The organism is Pseudonocardia benzenivorans CB1190, assembly GCF_000196675.2.
In the GTDB taxonomy this organism is placed as follows: domain Bacteria; phylum Actinomycetota; class Actinomycetes; order Mycobacteriales; family Pseudonocardiaceae; genus Pseudonocardia; species Pseudonocardia benzenivorans.
In genome coordinates, this window is the sequence record NC_015312.1 from 6,403,135 (window position 1) to 6,418,234 (window position 15,100).

17 protein-coding genes and 1 pseudogene are annotated in these 15,100 nt (G+C 69.4%); 4 read left to right on the forward strand and 14 right to left on the reverse strand.

The features are described from left to right. Positions 1–21: 21 nt before the first annotated feature. The 3 genes from PSED_RS30335 to PSED_RS30345 all read right to left on the reverse strand — a co-directional run bounded on the left by PSED_RS30335 (position 22) and on the right by PSED_RS30345 (position 2,402). Positions 22–375 carry a hypothetical protein gene (locus PSED_RS30335; RefSeq protein WP_233899211.1) on the reverse strand — a complete coding sequence of 118 codons (354 nt, stop codon included), beginning with the start codon at positions 373–375 and terminating at the stop codon, positions 22–24. 624 nt (positions 376–999) lie between these two features. Then, positions 1,000–1,317, reverse strand: a complete 318-nt coding sequence (locus PSED_RS30340; RefSeq protein WP_013676029.1) for a helix-turn-helix domain-containing protein — start codon at positions 1,315–1,317, stop codon at positions 1,000–1,002. After that, a complete protein-coding gene (locus tag PSED_RS30345; protein ID WP_013676030.1) occupies positions 1,314–2,402 on the reverse strand; it encodes a tyrosine-type recombinase/integrase in 1,089 nt (362 codons plus the stop codon). The genes PSED_RS30340 and PSED_RS30345 overlap by 4 nt, the downstream gene beginning before the upstream one ends. A gap of 145 nt (positions 2,403–2,547) precedes the next feature. Between PSED_RS30345 and PSED_RS30350 the strand changes: the two are divergent. The 4 genes and pseudogenes from PSED_RS30350 to PSED_RS30365 form a co-directional block, all read left to right on the forward strand. Then, positions 2,548–2,703, forward strand: a pseudogene (locus PSED_RS30350) (ATP-binding protein); the annotation flags it as partial. Between the two features lie 149 nt (positions 2,704–2,852). Then, positions 2,853–4,037 (forward strand): IS30 family transposase, encoded by a 1,185-nt coding sequence (locus PSED_RS30355; RefSeq protein WP_013672281.1) that lies wholly within the window; start codon positions 2,853–2,855, stop codon positions 4,035–4,037. A 62-nt stretch (positions 4,038–4,099) separates the two neighbouring features. Continuing rightward, positions 4,100–4,363 carry a hypothetical protein gene (locus tag PSED_RS30360; RefSeq protein ID WP_049803540.1) on the forward strand — a complete coding sequence of 88 codons (264 nt, stop codon included), beginning with the start codon at positions 4,100–4,102 and terminating at the stop codon, positions 4,361–4,363. A 415-nt stretch (positions 4,364–4,778) separates the two neighbouring features. Further along, a complete protein-coding gene (locus PSED_RS30365) occupies positions 4,779–6,023 on the forward strand; it encodes an IS256 family transposase (protein ID WP_013672518.1) in 1,245 nt (414 codons plus the stop codon). Positions 6,024–6,037: 14 nt separating this feature from the next. Here the strand turns inward: PSED_RS30365 and PSED_RS35805 are convergent, their stop codons facing one another. From PSED_RS35805 to PSED_RS30415, 11 genes are all read right to left on the reverse strand, one after another. After that, complete coding sequence (locus PSED_RS35805) at positions 6,038–6,661, reverse strand: transposase (RefSeq protein ID WP_407692843.1); 624 nt, start codon at positions 6,659–6,661, stop codon at positions 6,038–6,040. Positions 6,662–6,697: 36 nt separating this feature from the next. Next, a complete protein-coding gene (locus PSED_RS30370; protein WP_013678051.1) occupies positions 6,698–8,116 on the reverse strand; it encodes an amidase in 1,419 nt (472 codons plus the stop codon). Positions 8,117–8,355: 239 nt separating this feature from the next. Beyond that, a complete protein-coding gene (gene pcaD, locus PSED_RS30375) occupies positions 8,356–9,210 on the reverse strand; it encodes a 3-oxoadipate enol-lactonase (RefSeq protein ID WP_013678052.1) in 855 nt (284 codons plus the stop codon). Positions 9,211–9,236: 26 nt separating this feature from the next. Further along, the gene (locus PSED_RS30380; protein WP_013678053.1) at positions 9,237–9,719 is read right to left on the reverse strand and encodes a nuclear transport factor 2 family protein; all 483 of its coding nucleotides are present in this window, start codon (positions 9,717–9,719) and stop codon (positions 9,237–9,239) included. Beyond that, a complete protein-coding gene (locus PSED_RS30385; protein WP_013678054.1) occupies positions 9,716–10,555 on the reverse strand; it encodes a cytidyltransferase in 840 nt (279 codons plus the stop codon). Before PSED_RS30385 ends, PSED_RS30380 begins: the two co-directional genes overlap by 4 nt. Positions 10,556–10,730: 175 nt before the next feature. Further along, positions 10,731–12,029 (reverse strand): NAD(P)/FAD-dependent oxidoreductase, encoded by a 1,299-nt coding sequence (locus PSED_RS30390; RefSeq protein ID WP_013678056.1) that lies wholly within the window; start codon positions 12,027–12,029, stop codon positions 10,731–10,733. Positions 12,030–12,041: 12 nt separating this feature from the next. Continuing rightward, a complete protein-coding gene (locus tag PSED_RS30395) occupies positions 12,042–13,106 on the reverse strand; it encodes an alcohol dehydrogenase catalytic domain-containing protein (RefSeq protein ID WP_013678057.1) in 1,065 nt (354 codons plus the stop codon). A gap of 14 nt (positions 13,107–13,120) precedes the next feature. Further along, positions 13,121–14,143 carry a ferritin family protein gene (locus PSED_RS30400; protein WP_013678058.1) on the reverse strand — a complete coding sequence of 341 codons (1,023 nt, stop codon included), beginning with the start codon at positions 14,141–14,143 and terminating at the stop codon, positions 13,121–13,123. 2 nt (positions 14,144–14,145) lie between these two features. Further along, entirely contained in the window at positions 14,146–14,448 is a 303-nt protein-coding gene (locus tag PSED_RS30405; protein WP_013678059.1) for an MmoB/DmpM family protein, read from the reverse strand. Further along, positions 14,445–14,843 carry a Rieske 2Fe-2S domain-containing protein gene (locus PSED_RS30410; RefSeq protein ID WP_013678060.1) on the reverse strand — a complete coding sequence of 133 codons (399 nt, stop codon included), beginning with the start codon at positions 14,841–14,843 and terminating at the stop codon, positions 14,445–14,447. Before PSED_RS30410 ends, PSED_RS30405 begins: the two co-directional genes overlap by 4 nt. A 10-nt stretch (positions 14,844–14,853) precedes the next feature. Continuing rightward, the gene (locus PSED_RS30415; RefSeq protein ID WP_013678061.1) at positions 14,854–15,099 is read right to left on the reverse strand and encodes a toluene-4-monooxygenase system B family protein; all 246 of its coding nucleotides are present in this window, start codon (positions 15,097–15,099) and stop codon (positions 14,854–14,856) included. Position 15,100: the final 1 nt, after the last annotated feature.

Genomic DNA, 15,100 nt, shown 5'->3' on the forward strand with positions numbered 1-15,100 from the left:
CAGCGGGGAGATCGCTGGCCATCAGTGGGGCGGTAAATGGCCGCCTACGGGGAGTTTGGACTGGCCGCTGTCACTGCGCGCTCGGGTTCCGGCGCGACGCGCGCGTTCACGCGCATGCAGCATCTTCTCGCAGAACCCGGCCACCGCCGGCCGCAACGGTGCAGGGACCCGGTCGACACGGCGCCGCCGCCGCCCGGCGGCGAGCTGTTCGGGATGGTCGGTGGCCAGGGCGAGCTGGTGGTCGGTGAAGAAATCCTCGAGCACCCGCGCGAGCGGGCCCATGGAGCGTCCTGGGCGGCGGGCTCGGTCCAGCACCGCCGCCGGCAGATTGGAGTGCTCATCGGCCAGCAGTCGCCCCAGCTCGGTGATCAGCATGCAGGCCCGGCTGGGGCAGTAGCGCGAGGCAACGTGAGCGGTGAACGACTCGAGCCAGTCGGGCGGGCTCGCCAGCCGCTCGGCCAACGCCTCGGCGCGGATGAACGGCCGAGCGGGGTGTCGCTGCCAACACGCCGAGCACAGCCCGAGACCGGCATGGCGGCGCACCCGACCGCAGCCAGCGCAGGGGCGCGGCGGCTGGGGCCCTGGCTGCGGGCGTGAGCAGTGGCCACACCATCCCGTCGCCGCGCGCAAGTGGCCGAGCCTGGCGCAGCGCGGGCAGATCTGCATCGCGGCCGCCCGCTGATCGGTGCGCCGGCAGGTCTTGCACAACGTCTCGGTGGCCGAACGGCGCGGCCTGTCGCAGCGTCGGCAGCGGCGTGAGCACAACACGCACCGGCCAGTGTCTGCCTGCAGGACACGCTGGTTCCCGCAGGCCGGACAGGGCTCCTTAGCTGCATTCTCACGAACCCGCCGGGAACAACGACAGCATCGTGGCTGATCCAGCAGCCCGACGGGCGCGCCGCAGTCGGCGCAGTCACGCTGCTTCTTACCCACGACCTCGCCAACCTGGTCGATCGTGTCGGGCTCGCCGTCGTCCCCGCAGTCGTTCTCGTGGTCCGGTCACATCGGCGGCAGGGATCGACCACCGGTCCCGGATGCTCGAGGACCGTCGAGGGCTGTCGGACGAGTCGGCGCGACCGGTCGCTCGACCGGAGTGGTGTCGATCTCGAACAGGTCGTCGGGAGTGCACTGCAGAGCAGTGCACAGCGCGATCAGCGTCGAGAGCTTGATCTGGCTGGGTTCCTTGGTGAACAACGCCGACACCGACGCCGCGGACATCTCCACGCCAGCCCGCTCCCCGAGCAGCCGACGCAGTTGCGTCCCGGTCCAGACCTCGCGCTGCGCCGCGGCCATCCGCAGCCGCCACCGAATCCTCATCGCCGTTCATCCTCACCGGCGCGCTCGACAGGCTCGTCGGGCCCGCCGAGCTCGGACAGCGTGGTGGACACCGCGCGTCGATATGCATCCTCGATGAACGTCGCCGAGGGGCGGACATACCGCATCGTCGAGCTGACCGTCCAATGCCCGAGCAGCTGCTGAATCGCGACCAGGTCCACGCCGCGCTCATAGTTGTGGGTTGCGCACGCTCGCCGCAGCGCATGCGGGCTGAACCACTCCCCGGCCGCGCGGCCTTCCAGCTCCATCAACCGGCGCAGCCGGTTGCGGATCGTCCCCCGATGCAGGCTGCCGCCGGACTCGTCGGCGAACAGCACCGGTGAGTCGGGGAACTTGCCGCGCACGTCGTTGAGGAACCACCGCAGCACCAGGTCCAGGCCATCGAGCATCGGGACCCACCGCGGCCGCGGACCTGATGTCCTCGCTGCCTTGCCGAACCGGACATGCAGCTTCCCGAACGGCCCGCGGTTGAAGTGCACATCCGCCACATCGAGCAGCGAGGCCTCCTCCGAGCGCAAGCCAGCGTGATAGAGCGTCCGGAACAACGCGTAGTCCCGCGCGGCCGGCGCATACTTGCGGGCGGTCGCGATCCGGCCCTTCAGGAACTCGAAGAACTGCCCGACCCGTTCCGGGGTCGGCGGCGGCATCGAGTCCGGCGAGTCGTCCCCGACATGGCGGGATGCGTTGAACTCATCCACCGGGCAGACCAGCGAGACACCGAACCAGGCCTGGATCTCGGCGGCCTTGCGCACCTGCAGGAACCGGTGGAAGCCCTTGAAGATCTGCACATAGTCACGGCGGGTCGACGCCTTCCGACCCGCAATGGCCAGATCGCCCACGACCCGATCGACGTCCTCAGGCGTCACCTCCCACGCCGGGCGGCCCAACGCCGTCAGCGTCCGCTCCAGCAACCCGAAGTCGTTCTCGATCGTCACCGGGCTGAACCCACGCGCCCGCCACGACGCCACGAACGCCTCGACGCACTCGCCCTGGAACTCCCACGGATCCGTCGTCGCCGGCGCCGCTACCGACGCAGCACCCGCGATCACTGTCAGCCGCCGCGTCACCCGCACACCCTCTTCGCACCTGAATGATTAAGGCAGCGCCTAACATAGCGATCTCCCACCTGGAAGATCCACAGGGCCCATCCAGGGCGCATCGGTGCAGGCACGAGCACAGATCCGGCTAAACGAACAAGTGCCAGCCCCAGATCGCTGGGGCGAGACCTTCTCCGACGACGTCGTCGCCGCAGCCATGATCGACCGCCTCGTCCACCACGCCGAGGTCCTCACCCTCACCGGCGACTCCTACCGCACCCGCCAACGCCGCCAGCTCCTCGCCAAACAGAACCGCGCCGACCAAGACTGACAACCATCCGAGGGGTCAAGATTCAGAGTGGTGGTTTCTACGGAGCGTCGCAACACTCCCATGATCGTTTAGGGGTTGTGTTGTCTTCGACGCGTCGTGTCAAGAAGGGGCCCGGACGGCGGCCTCAGTCGGCCAAGCGCCAGCGCTTCATGGAGCTGCGCGCCCGCGGCTGGAGCATCCAGGCCGCGGCACGGGAGGTCGGCACGTCCCGCACGTCCGGGGCGAACTGGGCCCGCGGCTACAAGACCTACCGCGACGGGCGGGTGGTCGGGTTCGTGGCGCCACTGGATCGCCTCGCCGTGCGCGAGATCAGCTCGCGCTACTTATCCCAGGACGAGCGTTTCCAGATCGCCGACCTGCGCCGGATGGGCTGGAGCATCCGACGCATAGCCGCCCACCTCGGACGCTCACCCTCGACCATCTCCCGCGAGCTGCGCCGCAACGCACGCAACGACGGCGGCTACCGCCCGTTCGACGCCCACCGCCGGGCCGTGGCCCGCCGAGCCCGCCAGCACCGACGCCGTCTGGACACCAACCACGAGCTGCGAGCCCTCGTTGGAGAGCTACTCGCACAGCGGTGGAGCCCTCAGCAGATCTCCCGTCACCTGCGGGCCCGCTTCCCGGAACTCCCGGGCATGCGTCTGTGTCACGAAAGCATCTACCAGGCGATCTATGAGCCCGGGTCCTCTCTCGTCCGGCCCTCAAGGGTGCCGTCGGTGCATCGATCGCCGCTGCGGACCGGGCGCGATCATCGCCGAGCGCACCAGAAGGTCGAGCGGCGCAGGCCCCGCTTCGCGCAGCCGATGCTGACCATCCACCAGCGCCCGTTCCGACCCGAGGACCGGTCCGAGGCCGGGCACTGGGAGGGCGACCTGATCGTGGGCAAGGACCACGGTTCGGCGATCGGCACCCTGGTCGAGCGCACGACTCGCCTGGTCCGGCTGCTACACCTTCCTCAGCGTGACGCACACACGCTGCACCGCGTCCTCGCGATGAGGATGGGCGACCTGCCACCGTCGCTGCTGCGCTCGATCACCTGGGACCAGGGCACCGAGATGGCGAGACACACCGACATCACCGCCACCCTCGCGGTCCCCGTCTACTTCTGCGACGCCCACGCGCCCTGGCAGCGGGGATCGAACGAGAACACCAACGGGCTGCTGCGTCAGTACTTCCCTAAGCGGACCGACCTGAGCATCCACAGCCCGCGGCACCTCAAGGCCGTCGAGAACGAGCTCAACACCCGCCCTCGAATGGTTCTCGCCGACCGCGCTCCCGCCGAGCTGTTCGCTGCGTTGCTAGCCTCTTCGTCCGAGCCATCGTTGCGACGTTGACTGGAACCCGCCAGTCCCCAGAGAGGTCAATTTTCAAGATCCGTTGACACCAGCGGCCGGGAGTGATCGGCGAGCTTCACCGGGTGCTCCGGCCCGGCGGCTACGCGCTGCTGGCCTTCCAGATCGGCGACAACACCCTGCATCTCGATGAGGCCTTCGGCCACGAGGTCTCGCTGGATTTCCACCGTCTGCAACCCGACGCCGTCGTCGCTCTGCTCGACGACGCGGGCTTCGATCTCACCGCCCGCCTCGTCCGAGCGCCCGACTCGTCCAGCGCAGCCGCAAAGATCCCGCAGGGCTTCCTCATCGCTAGGAAGCCCTGCTAACGACCCCGTCTCGCACGAGGAACCCCAACCGGACGCCATCACCCTCACCTGATAGCGAGCGCTGAGCGGCGAGAACAGTTCGCGGCAGGGGCAGCCTCGCGCTCGGACCCGCTCTTTCCCTGTCCCCGTCGCCCTGGCCGCTTTGCTCGTCGGAGCGGTGGGGGCAAGGGTGGCGCTTTGCGCCATCGCGTAGCGACGCCGTGGGCGCCCTTGCGGCCGCCGTGGAGACGTGGAGACGTGGAGACGTGGAGACGTGGAGACGTGGAGACGTGGAGACGTGGAGACGAGTTGTGTCCCAGGGCGTGGTGTAGGACGTCGGTCCTGATGACGGCGTGGGTGACCGCGTTGTGGGGGGCCATCGTGCGACGGTCAGCGAGACCGGCTCAAAGGTGCTCGCGGAAGGACACGACGCACGATGACCCTGGACCAGTCTGCCCTGCTCGAGGTGCTGGAGACACTCAAGGCCGCCCATGTCGAAGACCGCGTCCGCACGGCGGCGGAAACCATCTATCAGGCGTTGATCGAGGCCGAGCTGACCTCGGTGATCGGCGCCGCCCCGCACGAACGCAGCGACGCGCGCACCGCCCAGCGCAACGGGCACCGTCCGCGCATCTTGACCAGCACGGTCGGGGACCTGGAGCTGCGGATCCCGAAACTGCGCACCGGCTCGTTCTTCCCGTCGCTGTTGGAGCGGCGCCGCCGCATCGACCAGGCCCTGTTCGCGGTGGTCATGGAGGCCTACCTGCATGGCGTGTCCACCCGCAAGGTCGACGACCTGGTCCGGGCCCTGGGCGCGGACACTGGGATCTCCAAGTCCGAGGTGTCGCGGATCTGCGCCGACCTCGACGACGAAGTCGGAGCGTTCCGCGACCGCTCCCTGGCCGACCAGGCCTTCCCCTACGTGTTCCTCGACGCCACCTACTGCAAGGCGCGCGTGAACCGCCGGGTGGTGTCCCAGGCCGTGGTCGTGGGCACCGGGGTGGCCGCGGACGGGCGCCGCGAAGTCCTCGGGTTCGCCGTGGGCGACTCCGAGGACGGCGCGTTCTGGACGCAGTTCCTGCGCTCGTTGAAGGCGCGCGGGCTCGGTGGGGTGCAGCTGGTCATCGCCGATGCCCACCTCGGGCTGCGGCACGCCGTCCAGGCTGTGTTCGCCGGTTCCTCGGTGCAGCGGTGTCGGGTGCATTTGCTGCGCAACGTGCTGGCCCGCGTCCCGAAAGGGAGCGCGGAGATGGTCGCCGCGGCGGTGCGCACGATCTTCGCCCAGCCCGACGCCGAACACGTCCGCGAGCACTTCGAGGTCGTCGCGGCCATGCTCGGGCAGCAGTTTCCGGTGGTGGAGGCGATGCTGCGCGAGGCCGAGCCGGAGCTGTTGGCCTTCGCCGCGTTCCCGGTCAGCCACTGGAAGAAGATCTGGTCGACGAATCCGCTGGAGCGGCTGAACAAAGAGATCAAACGCCGCACCGACGTGGTCGGGGTGTTCCCCAACCCGGCCGCGCTGCTGCGCCTGGCCGGCGCGGTCCTGGTCGAGGCCCACGACGAGTGGCAGGTCTCGGATCGCCGCTACCTCTCCGAAGGCTCCATGGCCGCCCTCCGCGCCAGCGACGCGAAGCAAGAGGTAGCGCGGGCCGAGCTCGTCGCGGCATCATCACCACCAAGCTGACCGCCGCGCACGATCTACACCACGCCACGGGGCGTCATCGTGGAGACGTGGACCATGGTCGGCCGAGGGGGCAGGGCCTCAGCACGCCACCGCTCTGAATCCCCCCGGCGTGTCCGGAGACTCGATCTTGTGAGGAGATGGAGTCTCCGGACACGCCGGGGGGATTCAACGGGCTCCAGCGTCAATCTTTTGGACGGGCTCAACCCGCACCAAGCCCCAACGACGTCAGCGGGCGACGCGCCCCCAGTTTCATCCAGCCGCGAGCGCCCCGCCAGAGGCATCAACATCTTTTGGGTCCACCCCCCGGCCGAGCAGCTCCGCGGCGCGCGATGGATGGCGACCTCGGCCTCGAGCTCCGCGATCCGCCTGCGAGCCGCCATCAGTTCGGCGTTCTCGCTGGTCGTCGTGCCCGGAATCCGGCCGGTGTCGATGAGCTCCTGACGACGCCAGACAAAGATCGTCTGTTCGCTGATGTCGAGGTCGTTGGCGACCTGCGCGATACGGCGGCCGGCCGCGACCAGATCGAGGACCTTGCGGCGGAACTCGGGTGGATACCTCTTCGGCACGGAACTGGAGATCCTCTCGGTCGGAGGACCGTGATCATCCAGTAAGCCGACTCCGCCGCACCCGGGACACATCACACCTTGCCCGATGACCCGTTGGCCGAACCCGGGTCAAGACATGAGCGCGGGTGGGTCTCGGCGCAGCGTGTGCGCAGGGTCGTCGCGCAACAGGACTTCGGCCGTGGACAGGCACCGATCCTCGCGGAAGCGCCCGGCGACGAGCTGCACTCCGCCCGGGCCTGCCGGGCCGATCGAGGTCGGAACGGCCAGGGCAGGCAGCCCGCAGATGCTGGCCGCGATCGAAGGCTCGAGGGCGTCCACCAGCTCGCGAACCATATCGGGCCCGCGCTGATCATGGTCCGCAGGAAAGGGTCGACGCCAGGAAACGGGCAATAGAATCAGAGGGTAGTCGTCCAGGAAGGCCGACCATTCCCGCAGGATCGTGGTGCGCCGGGCGAACAGCTCGAGGTATCGGTCGCCGTCCATGCCTGCGGCAAGGCTGGTCATCGCCCCGGCCACGTCCCGCACTGATCGGTCCCCGAGTTCTCCAACCTGGTGCAACAGCCTGTTCCGGGCCTCCCAGGCCTTTGCCCGGAACACCTCCATCACCTGCTCGAAGCTAGGCGGAAGGACCTCCACCAACTCGTACCCGTCCGCGGCCAGCAGTCGCGCGGCCGCGTCGACCTCAGAACTGACGGAGACATCAACAGCAGCCCACGGGACACTGCGGACCATCGCGACCCGGCACGGTGCGGTGGGGGCCAGTTCCAGGGGCACAGGTACCGACCAGGGATCCAGATCGCTGGGTTTGGCCATCGCCTGCAGCGCCAGCCTCATGTCCTCCACTGTGCGGGTTAGCGCGCCCTGCACACTCATCAGCTGGGAAAACGGTGGGCTGTCGGTCGGTTCAGTTGCGTCGAAGCAGGGAATCCGCCCCTGGGTGGGGCGCAGCCCCAGAACTCCGCATGCGAACGCCGGATAACGGATCGAGCCCACGGAGCCGCTGCCCTGCGCGACCGGCACGATCCCGGCGCTGACCGCGGCCGCGGCGCCGCCGCTGGACCCACCGGCGGTAATCTCGCTGTTCAACGGGTTGAGGGTGCGGCCGTACAACTCGTTGTCGGTGAACCACCGCCACGAGGACGAGGACGTGTTCGTCCTCCCCAGGATGATTGCCCCGGCCTCCCGCAAGCTACCCACCACGGGATTGTCGTTGAGCGCTAGCCGGTGCTCGAAAGCCCTGACCCCGTTCGTGGTCGCACAACCATGCTGGTCCACGTTGACCTGCGTAGTCACCGGGACCCCGTGCAACACACCCAGTGGCTCGCCCCGATCGACCTTCTCGTCCGCTCGATCAGCCGCTGCGAGCGCCCCGGCTGCGTCGACGTCCACCACGGCCACAAGGTCGCCGTTGACCTCATCGAGGCGCGCGAGGCAGGATTCGGTGACTTCTCGGCAGCGGACCTGCCTGCTGGCCACCGCCCGGGCGATCCGCGCCGCGGACCAACTCCAGTAGGGCTCTGCTGTCAACGTCGCACCTCCGACAGTCCATGCGTTGCCGCGACACCAGCACCGATTTCGAGGCCGGCGGGACTTTCCATGAGCGAAATGGGATACGAGGCCGACGTGGCCTCGGCGACAAGCCCCGCCAGAGGGCGCTCGTCCTGACGCCAGGAGACGAGGTACACGCGAGGGCCTTTCGTGGCTGACCACAACCGATGAATGGCGGACGGTCGAACGTGATGAAACCACTTTCTCGTCTGCTGGTGTCAACCTTGAATGGGGGACGAGAGCTGTTCTCGGCGAGCCGCACGGCTGTCCAGGACCCTGACCTGCTCGGGGGCGCAGCGTTCGAGGTGCTCGGCGAGGGCGCGGTTGACGGGCTCGGGCCGTTCCGCGTTGACCAGGTGCGCGGCGTCCGGCACGACGACAAAGGTCGAGCCGGGAACGCCATCGGCGATCGCCCGTACCATGTCGACTGGGGTGGCCGGGTCCTCTGCCCCGGCGACCACGAGCGTGGGGGCCGTGATCCGCCCCAACTGCTCGCGGACGTCGTAGGTCGCGATGGCCTCGCAGCAGCCGGCGTATCCCTCGCGCGAGGTGCTGCGCAGCATGGCCAGCAGCCGCTCCACCTCGCGTGGCTGCTCCTGAGCGAACTTCGGGACGAACCACGTCCCGGGGCGGGAGGCCACCATCGACTCGGTGCCCTCGGCCCGCACCGTGGCCGCCCGCACCGGCCAGGACTCGGGTGCGCCGAACCGCGCTGCCGAGGCACAGACCGTCAGGCTCAGCAGCCGGTCCGCGTGGTGGATGCCCAGCCACTGACCGATCGCGCCCCCGATGGAGACGCCCGCGTAGTGGAATCGCTCGACGCCGAGGGCGTCGACCAGCGCCAGGACGTCGCCCGCCAGGCCGGCGATCGTGTAGGGTCCGGGCGGGGCCGGCGACCTGCCGTGCCCGCGCAGGTCGAACCGGATGGTGCGCCACCGGTCGGCGAGCGCGGCGACCTGGGCGTCGAAGAGCCCCACATCGGTGCCGAGCGAGGGTCCAAGGACCACCACCGGGGCATCAGGTGGTCCGTCGATCACGTGGTGCAGCTCCACCGCCGCGGTCTTCGGTGCCATGCCACAGCCTCCTGGTCACTCGGGGTTCACTGGTGTCGCGGATGGGTCGCCCGCGCCGCGTCGAGGGTGAACACGCCATCACCCCAACCCTCGCTCAGCGGCGCGAAGTAGTGGAACAGCACCTGCTTCGTGCGGTAGCGCCACCGCCCGCCGGCACGCGTCACGGTGTCGCGGTACCGGCCCGCCGCCACGTGGGGGACGCCGTGCAGCACGCACGGCTGCCACAGGAACGACCGGACGGAGGCCGTGTCCCCGTCGAGGTCGATCTCGAGGTTGGTGACGTGGTGCCAGAACGCGGTCAGCCCGCCCTCGGCCAGGCCGCTGAAGAACGCGAGCAGCTCCTCGTGCCCGCGGGCGCGGCTCAGGCCGATGAACTCGCCGTCGGAGGTGAACAGGTCGACCAGTGCCGCCCACTCGCCGTCGTCGAGCACGCGGCAGTACTTGGCGTCCAGGGCGCGGATCGCCTCGAGGTCCTCCAGCCGCTGCAGCCGCTGCTCCAGCGTGGTCACCGGTCCTCCCCGCGGCGCAGGAAGTCCACGGCGACGGACTGCCCGGCGAGGTCGGCCGCCCGGCCGGGAAGCCGGACGAACAGTCGCCCGGCAGCGGTGACCTCCAGGTCGACGGGGCGTCCCACGGTTCCGGTCAACCGGCCGACGTACCGCCCGGGTGCCGGGACGGCGGCGCCCTCGGCGACCACCACCTCGGCTCCGACCACCTCCCCCGCCAGGAACAGGACACCGTCCACGCGGTGCGGGCGGCCCAGGGCACGGGCGGCGGCGACGACGTCACCGCGAGCGAGGCAGCCGCGGATGTAGGTCGACGAGCACGGCGTGCCGACGGCGTGCAGCAGCCCGACGGGATGGGTGCTGAAACCGTGCTCCTCCCCGAGCCGGCGCAGCGCATCGACGTCGCCGGTGCCGCGGTGCCCGAAGGTGAAGTTGCTGCCGACCACCACCGCGTCCGCATGCAACGCCCCGACCAGCACCTGCGCGGCGAAGTCGCCCGCCTCGACCCGCGCCAGGGCAGCGGTGAACGGCACCACGCAGACGGCGTCGACCCCCAGCTGGTGAGCGAGCTCCGCGCGCCGCTCGACCGTGCTCAACGCCGCGGTGTCGCGAGGCAGCCCGAGCACCTTCGCCGGGTGCGGATCGAACGTGACCAGCACCGTGGGCAGCCGCCGGGCCCGCCCGAGACGCACCGCACTGCCGATGAGGTGGGCGTGGCCGCGGTGGACGCCGTCGAAGACCCCCAGTGTGACGACACAGCGGCCCCAGCCGTCCGGGATCTCGCCCAGGCCGCGCCACACCGGCGCGAGCACGGGGTCGAGCAGAGCCGACCGGCTCACGGCCGGGCCGCCACGTCCCGGAGGTGCTCGACCCACGACTCGACCTCCGTGCGTCCGAGCGGGAACCACGACCGGGTCCGCATGTTCACCGGCGCCACTGTGAAGAGCGTGCGACCGGAACCGCAACGACCGCTGTGCGTGGTGACCGTGCATCCGGTCGATCTTGCGCGATCCATCATCGAAGGTCCCTCTCGGTGCACGGGCCGCCCCGGTCTGCGACGACCACCGGGGACCGGGCCTGAGCGGCCTCGGCCGACTTCGTCGTCGCCGTCATGCGGCGAAGGTCGACTTTCGGATCGGCCAAGAGCTCCCGGGGCAGGACCGAGCGGGTAGCGACGAGCCGGCCCGCCGGCCTGATCTCACGGGGGCGTCCGGTGCCGAAGGCGCCCTCGACCCGCCCGTCACGGCAGAAGAAGGCCGTGAACTGCATCGCATCGACGTCGCCTCGCACCACGACGTCGTCCCACCCCTGGGCGTGACCGATGTACTGGAAGTTGAACTCGTACTGATCCGACCAGAACCACGGCAGCGTGGTGCACGCCTCCTCCCGGCCCAGGATCCCGGCCGCGGCGGTGGCCGCCTGCCGGCGGGCGACGTCCCAGTGCTCGACCCGGATGCGGCCGTGGACCGGGTGGTCGTGACGGGCCACGTCACCGACCGCGTACACTCCTGGCGCGGAGGTCCGGCAGCTGGGATCCACCAGGATGCCGGAGTCAACCGCCAGGTCGACCGCGGCTGCCAGCTCGTCGGCAGGCTCCGCCCCGACCCCGACCACCAAGACGTCGCAGGGCAGGCGGAGCCCGCCGCTGGTGGCCACCTCGCGGACCATCGGATCACCGACGACACCGATCACTGACTCGCCGGTGAGCACCGTGACCCCGCGCTGCTCGTGGAGTCGCTGAACCACCCGGCCCAGGTTCTCGCCGATGACCGGAGCCAAGGGAGCCCCGTACATCTGCACGACCGTCACCGCGTTCCCCAGCGCCCGGGCAGCAGCGGCAACCTCGAGACCGATGAAGCCGCCACCCGCGATCACCACCTCGGCACCCGGTCGCAGAGCTTCACGCAGACGGACCGCGTCCTCGAGGGTGCGCAGGTAGAACACGTTCTCGGTGCGCGGCAACGAGCCCAGTCGGCGAGCGCGCGAGCCCGTGGCCAGCACCAAGGCGTCGAAGCGGATCCGGTCACCGTCCCCCGTGGTGAGCGCCCGGTCCGCGAGGTCGACCGCGGTGACACAGACGCCCAGCTGCAGGTCGATCGCATGATCGACGTAGCTCTGCTCGGGACGGAGCAGGGGCAGTTCCGGCGAGGCCGAGGTCAGGTACTCCTTGCTCAGCGGCGGGCGGTCGTAGGGCGGGTGCTCCTCGCCGCTGATCAAGGAGATGCGGCCTGCATAGCCCTGCCGTCTCAGCTCTTCCGCGGTCTGCACGCCAGCCACGCCGGCTCCGACGATCGCCACGTGGTGGGTGGTCATCTCACTGCCCTCTCACGGCACCTGAAGAACCTGCTTGAGGGCACCGTCGTCGTGGGTGTCGAACAGACGGTAGGCCTCCGCTGCGTCACCGAGCGGCAATCGATGTGTCACCAGCGCCGTCGGATCGACAGCCGAGGTCTCGATCAACCGGAGGGCGTCCCAGAGCGCCGTGCGCGCGTTCGAGAAGCCGTTGAGCTGGATACGGAGATTGTTCAGGTACATCGTGAACAGCGACACAGGGTGGTCCTGCTCCAGGTACACCCCGCCGCCGGAGATCGTTCCACCCGGCCGGGTGATCCCGACCGCGGTGGTGAACGCCGGCCCGCGGCCGACGAACTCCACCACCGCGTCGACGCCGCGCCCCGAGGTCAGCTCCTTGACGGCCTCGACGGGGTCGCCGTCGGAGGTGCTGACCGGGTGCGCGCCCAGCTTCTCGGCCTGCTGCAACCGCGCCGGATCCTCGTCCAGGGCGATCAACTGCGCGGGGCCGCGGCGGAGCAGCAACTGCACAGCGAGAAGGCCGGTCGGGCCGCACCCCAGCACGGCCACCGAACTCGACCCCGTCAGCGGGACCTCCGACACAGCGTGCACGGCCGCCGGAAGATTGCAGCTGAGGAACAGGGCCTGTTCGTCGGTGATCGACTCGGGGACCGGTTCGGCATGCGCGTCGGCGAGAGGGATGCGGACGTACTCCGCCTGGGTGCCGCCCATGTCCCCGAAGCCGACCCCGAACCCGTAGATCGCCTTGCCCGTGGTCTCGCAGTGGGCGGTCTGGCCGGCCCGGCAGAAGAAGCAGGTCCCACAGCTGATCGAGTACGGAACAGTGATCCGGTCCCCCACCCGGAACCGCGAGACGTTCGAGCCGACCTCGACCACCTCGCCCGCGAGCTCGTGCCCGAGCGATGTCCGGCCGGGGATGGCGAGGTCTCCCGCTTCTCCCCGGTAGAGATACAGGTCGGACCCGCAGATCGAGCTCAACCGGACCCGGGCGACGACATCGGTGGGGGCCTCGATCGTGGGGTCGTCGACGTTCTCGACCGACACCTGCCGGGCTCCTTGGTAGACGACAGCGCGCATTTCGTCTCCCCCCGTCAGCGGCCGAGCTCGCACGAGGCGAGGAACGCCTCGTGTCGTCCGACGATGTCCGAACGTCCGAGCAGGGCCGGCTGCGGCGCGACCGGGGCGTCGGCCAGCAGCGAGCGGAGACCATCCGCCGCGTCGTACGCCGCGGAGCTCCACTGGTCCACCCACTTCTGCAGGTGGTCCCTGTTCCCATCGGCGCCGGCGACGGCGGTCGCCACCAGCGCCTTGCTCCAGCGCTGGCTCCGCTCGCTGTCATGGGCGTGCTCACGCTGCATGGAGGCCAGCAGGCCGTCGCCGTTGGCCTCGGCCACCAGCGCCAGCTCCTCGTTGAGGACGATGTCGAGGACCGGCTTCACCGTCAGGTTCAGGGCGGCGAAGGCCTCGCCCCAGTCGTAGGCGATGAGCAGCTCTTCGAGCAGCTTGCGGGCCGGCTGCCACCGTTCGTCGTTCTCCCATGTGTTGCGGGCCAGCGTGCTCGAGACGAGTTCCGGCGTGCCGGCCAAGGACAGCGACTTGCAGCGGTAGGCGAGCCACTGGATCCGCCGCATCTCGTCACCGGCCTGGAAGTGGGCGGCATTCGTGATGAAGGCGCTGGGTCCCACCTGCCCCAGGTAGAGCGCGGCCATTTGCAGCGCGTGGATGGCGAAACGGGCGGGAGCAAAGGCCACGGTCAACGTCGCGGCCCAGTCGGCACCGAGTGTCGCATCGTGGTCGCGCCGCTCGTACTCGTCGACGATGCCGTCCATGACGGTCTCCCGCTGGTGCTGCAGGGAGACGTAACTGCGGTAGTTCAGCTTGTCCGGGTCCCGGAACGTCTCCCAGTCCTCGATCTGGAGCGGCGAGCCCTCGCGGTGCTTGAGATACCACTCGTTGATCGGTGTGTCCGGGCTGAGCTCGAAGGGAGCGGGTTCACGACGGAAGTGGTAGTGAAACTGGGAGCCGGTGATCTCGTAGGGACTCGGCTTGCGGCGAACCTGGCCGGATTTGCTCCAGGTCTTGGTGGCGCGCCGGGCTCGTGGCGTGATGCTCACTTCTAGTCCTCTCTTTCCAGGAACCAGACGATCTCGTCGTCACTGACGTACCGCATCCGTCCGGCGAAACCGCTGAGCGCCGGTTCCAGCTGCGCGAGTGTGAACTCCTCGTCCAGCGCGTCCTCCAAGCTGGCCCGAGTCAGGCGGCACTCCCGATCACAGGTCACTCGCACATAGCCGCCGCGGTCGTCGACCTCGACCTCCGCGTTCGGGTTGTCGGCCTGTACCGCCTCGATGACAGCATCGACGATGCGGTCGTCGAGACCGCGCAGGACAGGACCGACCTTCTTCGCCGTCGTGGTCATCTGGGCTCCAGGGTGGCGGTGTACCGGTAGTGGCGAGGGGTGCCCGGCGGCGGCAACAGGATCTGGATGTCCTCGCCGTCAGCACGCACGGGATAGGTGAACAGCTTGCATCCCATCGGGTTGAGTCCGTTGCCGGTCCTGGCGTCGAACTCCCAGTGATGGCCGGTGCACACCAACAGGTCGCCGTCGAGGTCGCTGTCGCCGAGCGTTCTCTCCTGGTGCGGACAGGTTCCCTGGTAGGCACGGAGTTCCCCGCTCTCGAGGTGGACGAGCAGGACCTCCTCGCCGTCCACGGCAACCGCCTGGAGGTCGCCCTCCCACAGGTCCTCCATCGAGGCGACTGTGACCCAGCGATCTTCCTCCTGCCGGGTCGCGGTCTCGTTCTCATCGCTCATCGATCGGCCCTCAGCCGGCGGCGACTTCGACGAAGTCCAGCGGCTGCAGGCCGGACTCGGCCACCGTGATGCTGGCCGGCAGCTCCCGACCACCGACGAACACCTGGAGGGGCGCTCCGGTATCCGGGAGACGGCGTCCGATCGCATGGTGGGCGACCTGGTCGGCCACGCTGCTCATCGGGTCCTGGTCATCGACCGCGACGAGATGGACGACGAAGTCACCCCGCACGATGCCTTGGATCGGAAATGGTGCCACG

Coding starts and splice junctions, on each gene's coding strand:
- PSED_RS30395 (WP_013678057.1), bottom strand. CDS start 13,106: ATGCGCGCTGTCGTCTACCAAGGAGCCCGGCAGGTGTCGGTCGAGAAC.
- PSED_RS30335 (WP_233899211.1), bottom strand. CDS start 375: ATGCTGATCACCGAGCTGGGGCGACTGCTGGCCGATGAGCACTCCAAT.
- PSED_RS30390 (WP_013678056.1), bottom strand. CDS start 12,029: ATGACCACCCACCACGTGGCGATCGTCGGAGCCGGCGTGGCTGGCGTG.
- PSED_RS35805 (WP_407692843.1), bottom strand. CDS start 6,661: ATGTGTCCCGGGTGCGGCGGAGTCGGCTTACTGGATGATCACGGTCCT.
- PSED_RS30340 (WP_013676029.1), bottom strand. CDS start 1,317: ATGAGGATTCGGTGGCGGCTGCGGATGGCCGCGGCGCAGCGCGAGGTC.
- PSED_RS30405 (WP_013678059.1), bottom strand. CDS start 14,448: ATGACCACGACGGCGAAGAAGGTCGGTCCTGTCCTGCGCGGTCTCGAC.
- PSED_RS30365 (WP_013672518.1), top strand. CDS start 4,779: ATGACCCTGGACCAGTCTGCCCTGCTCGAGGTGCTGGAGACACTCAAG.
- PSED_RS30410 (WP_013678060.1), bottom strand. CDS start 14,843: ATGAGCGATGAGAACGAGACCGCGACCCGGCAGGAGGAAGATCGCTGG.
- pcaD (WP_013678052.1), bottom strand. CDS start 9,210: ATGGCACCGAAGACCGCGGCGGTGGAGCTGCACCACGTGATCGACGGA.
- PSED_RS30355 (WP_013672281.1), top strand. CDS start 2,853: ATGGAGCTGCGCGCCCGCGGCTGGAGCATCCAGGCCGCGGCACGGGAG.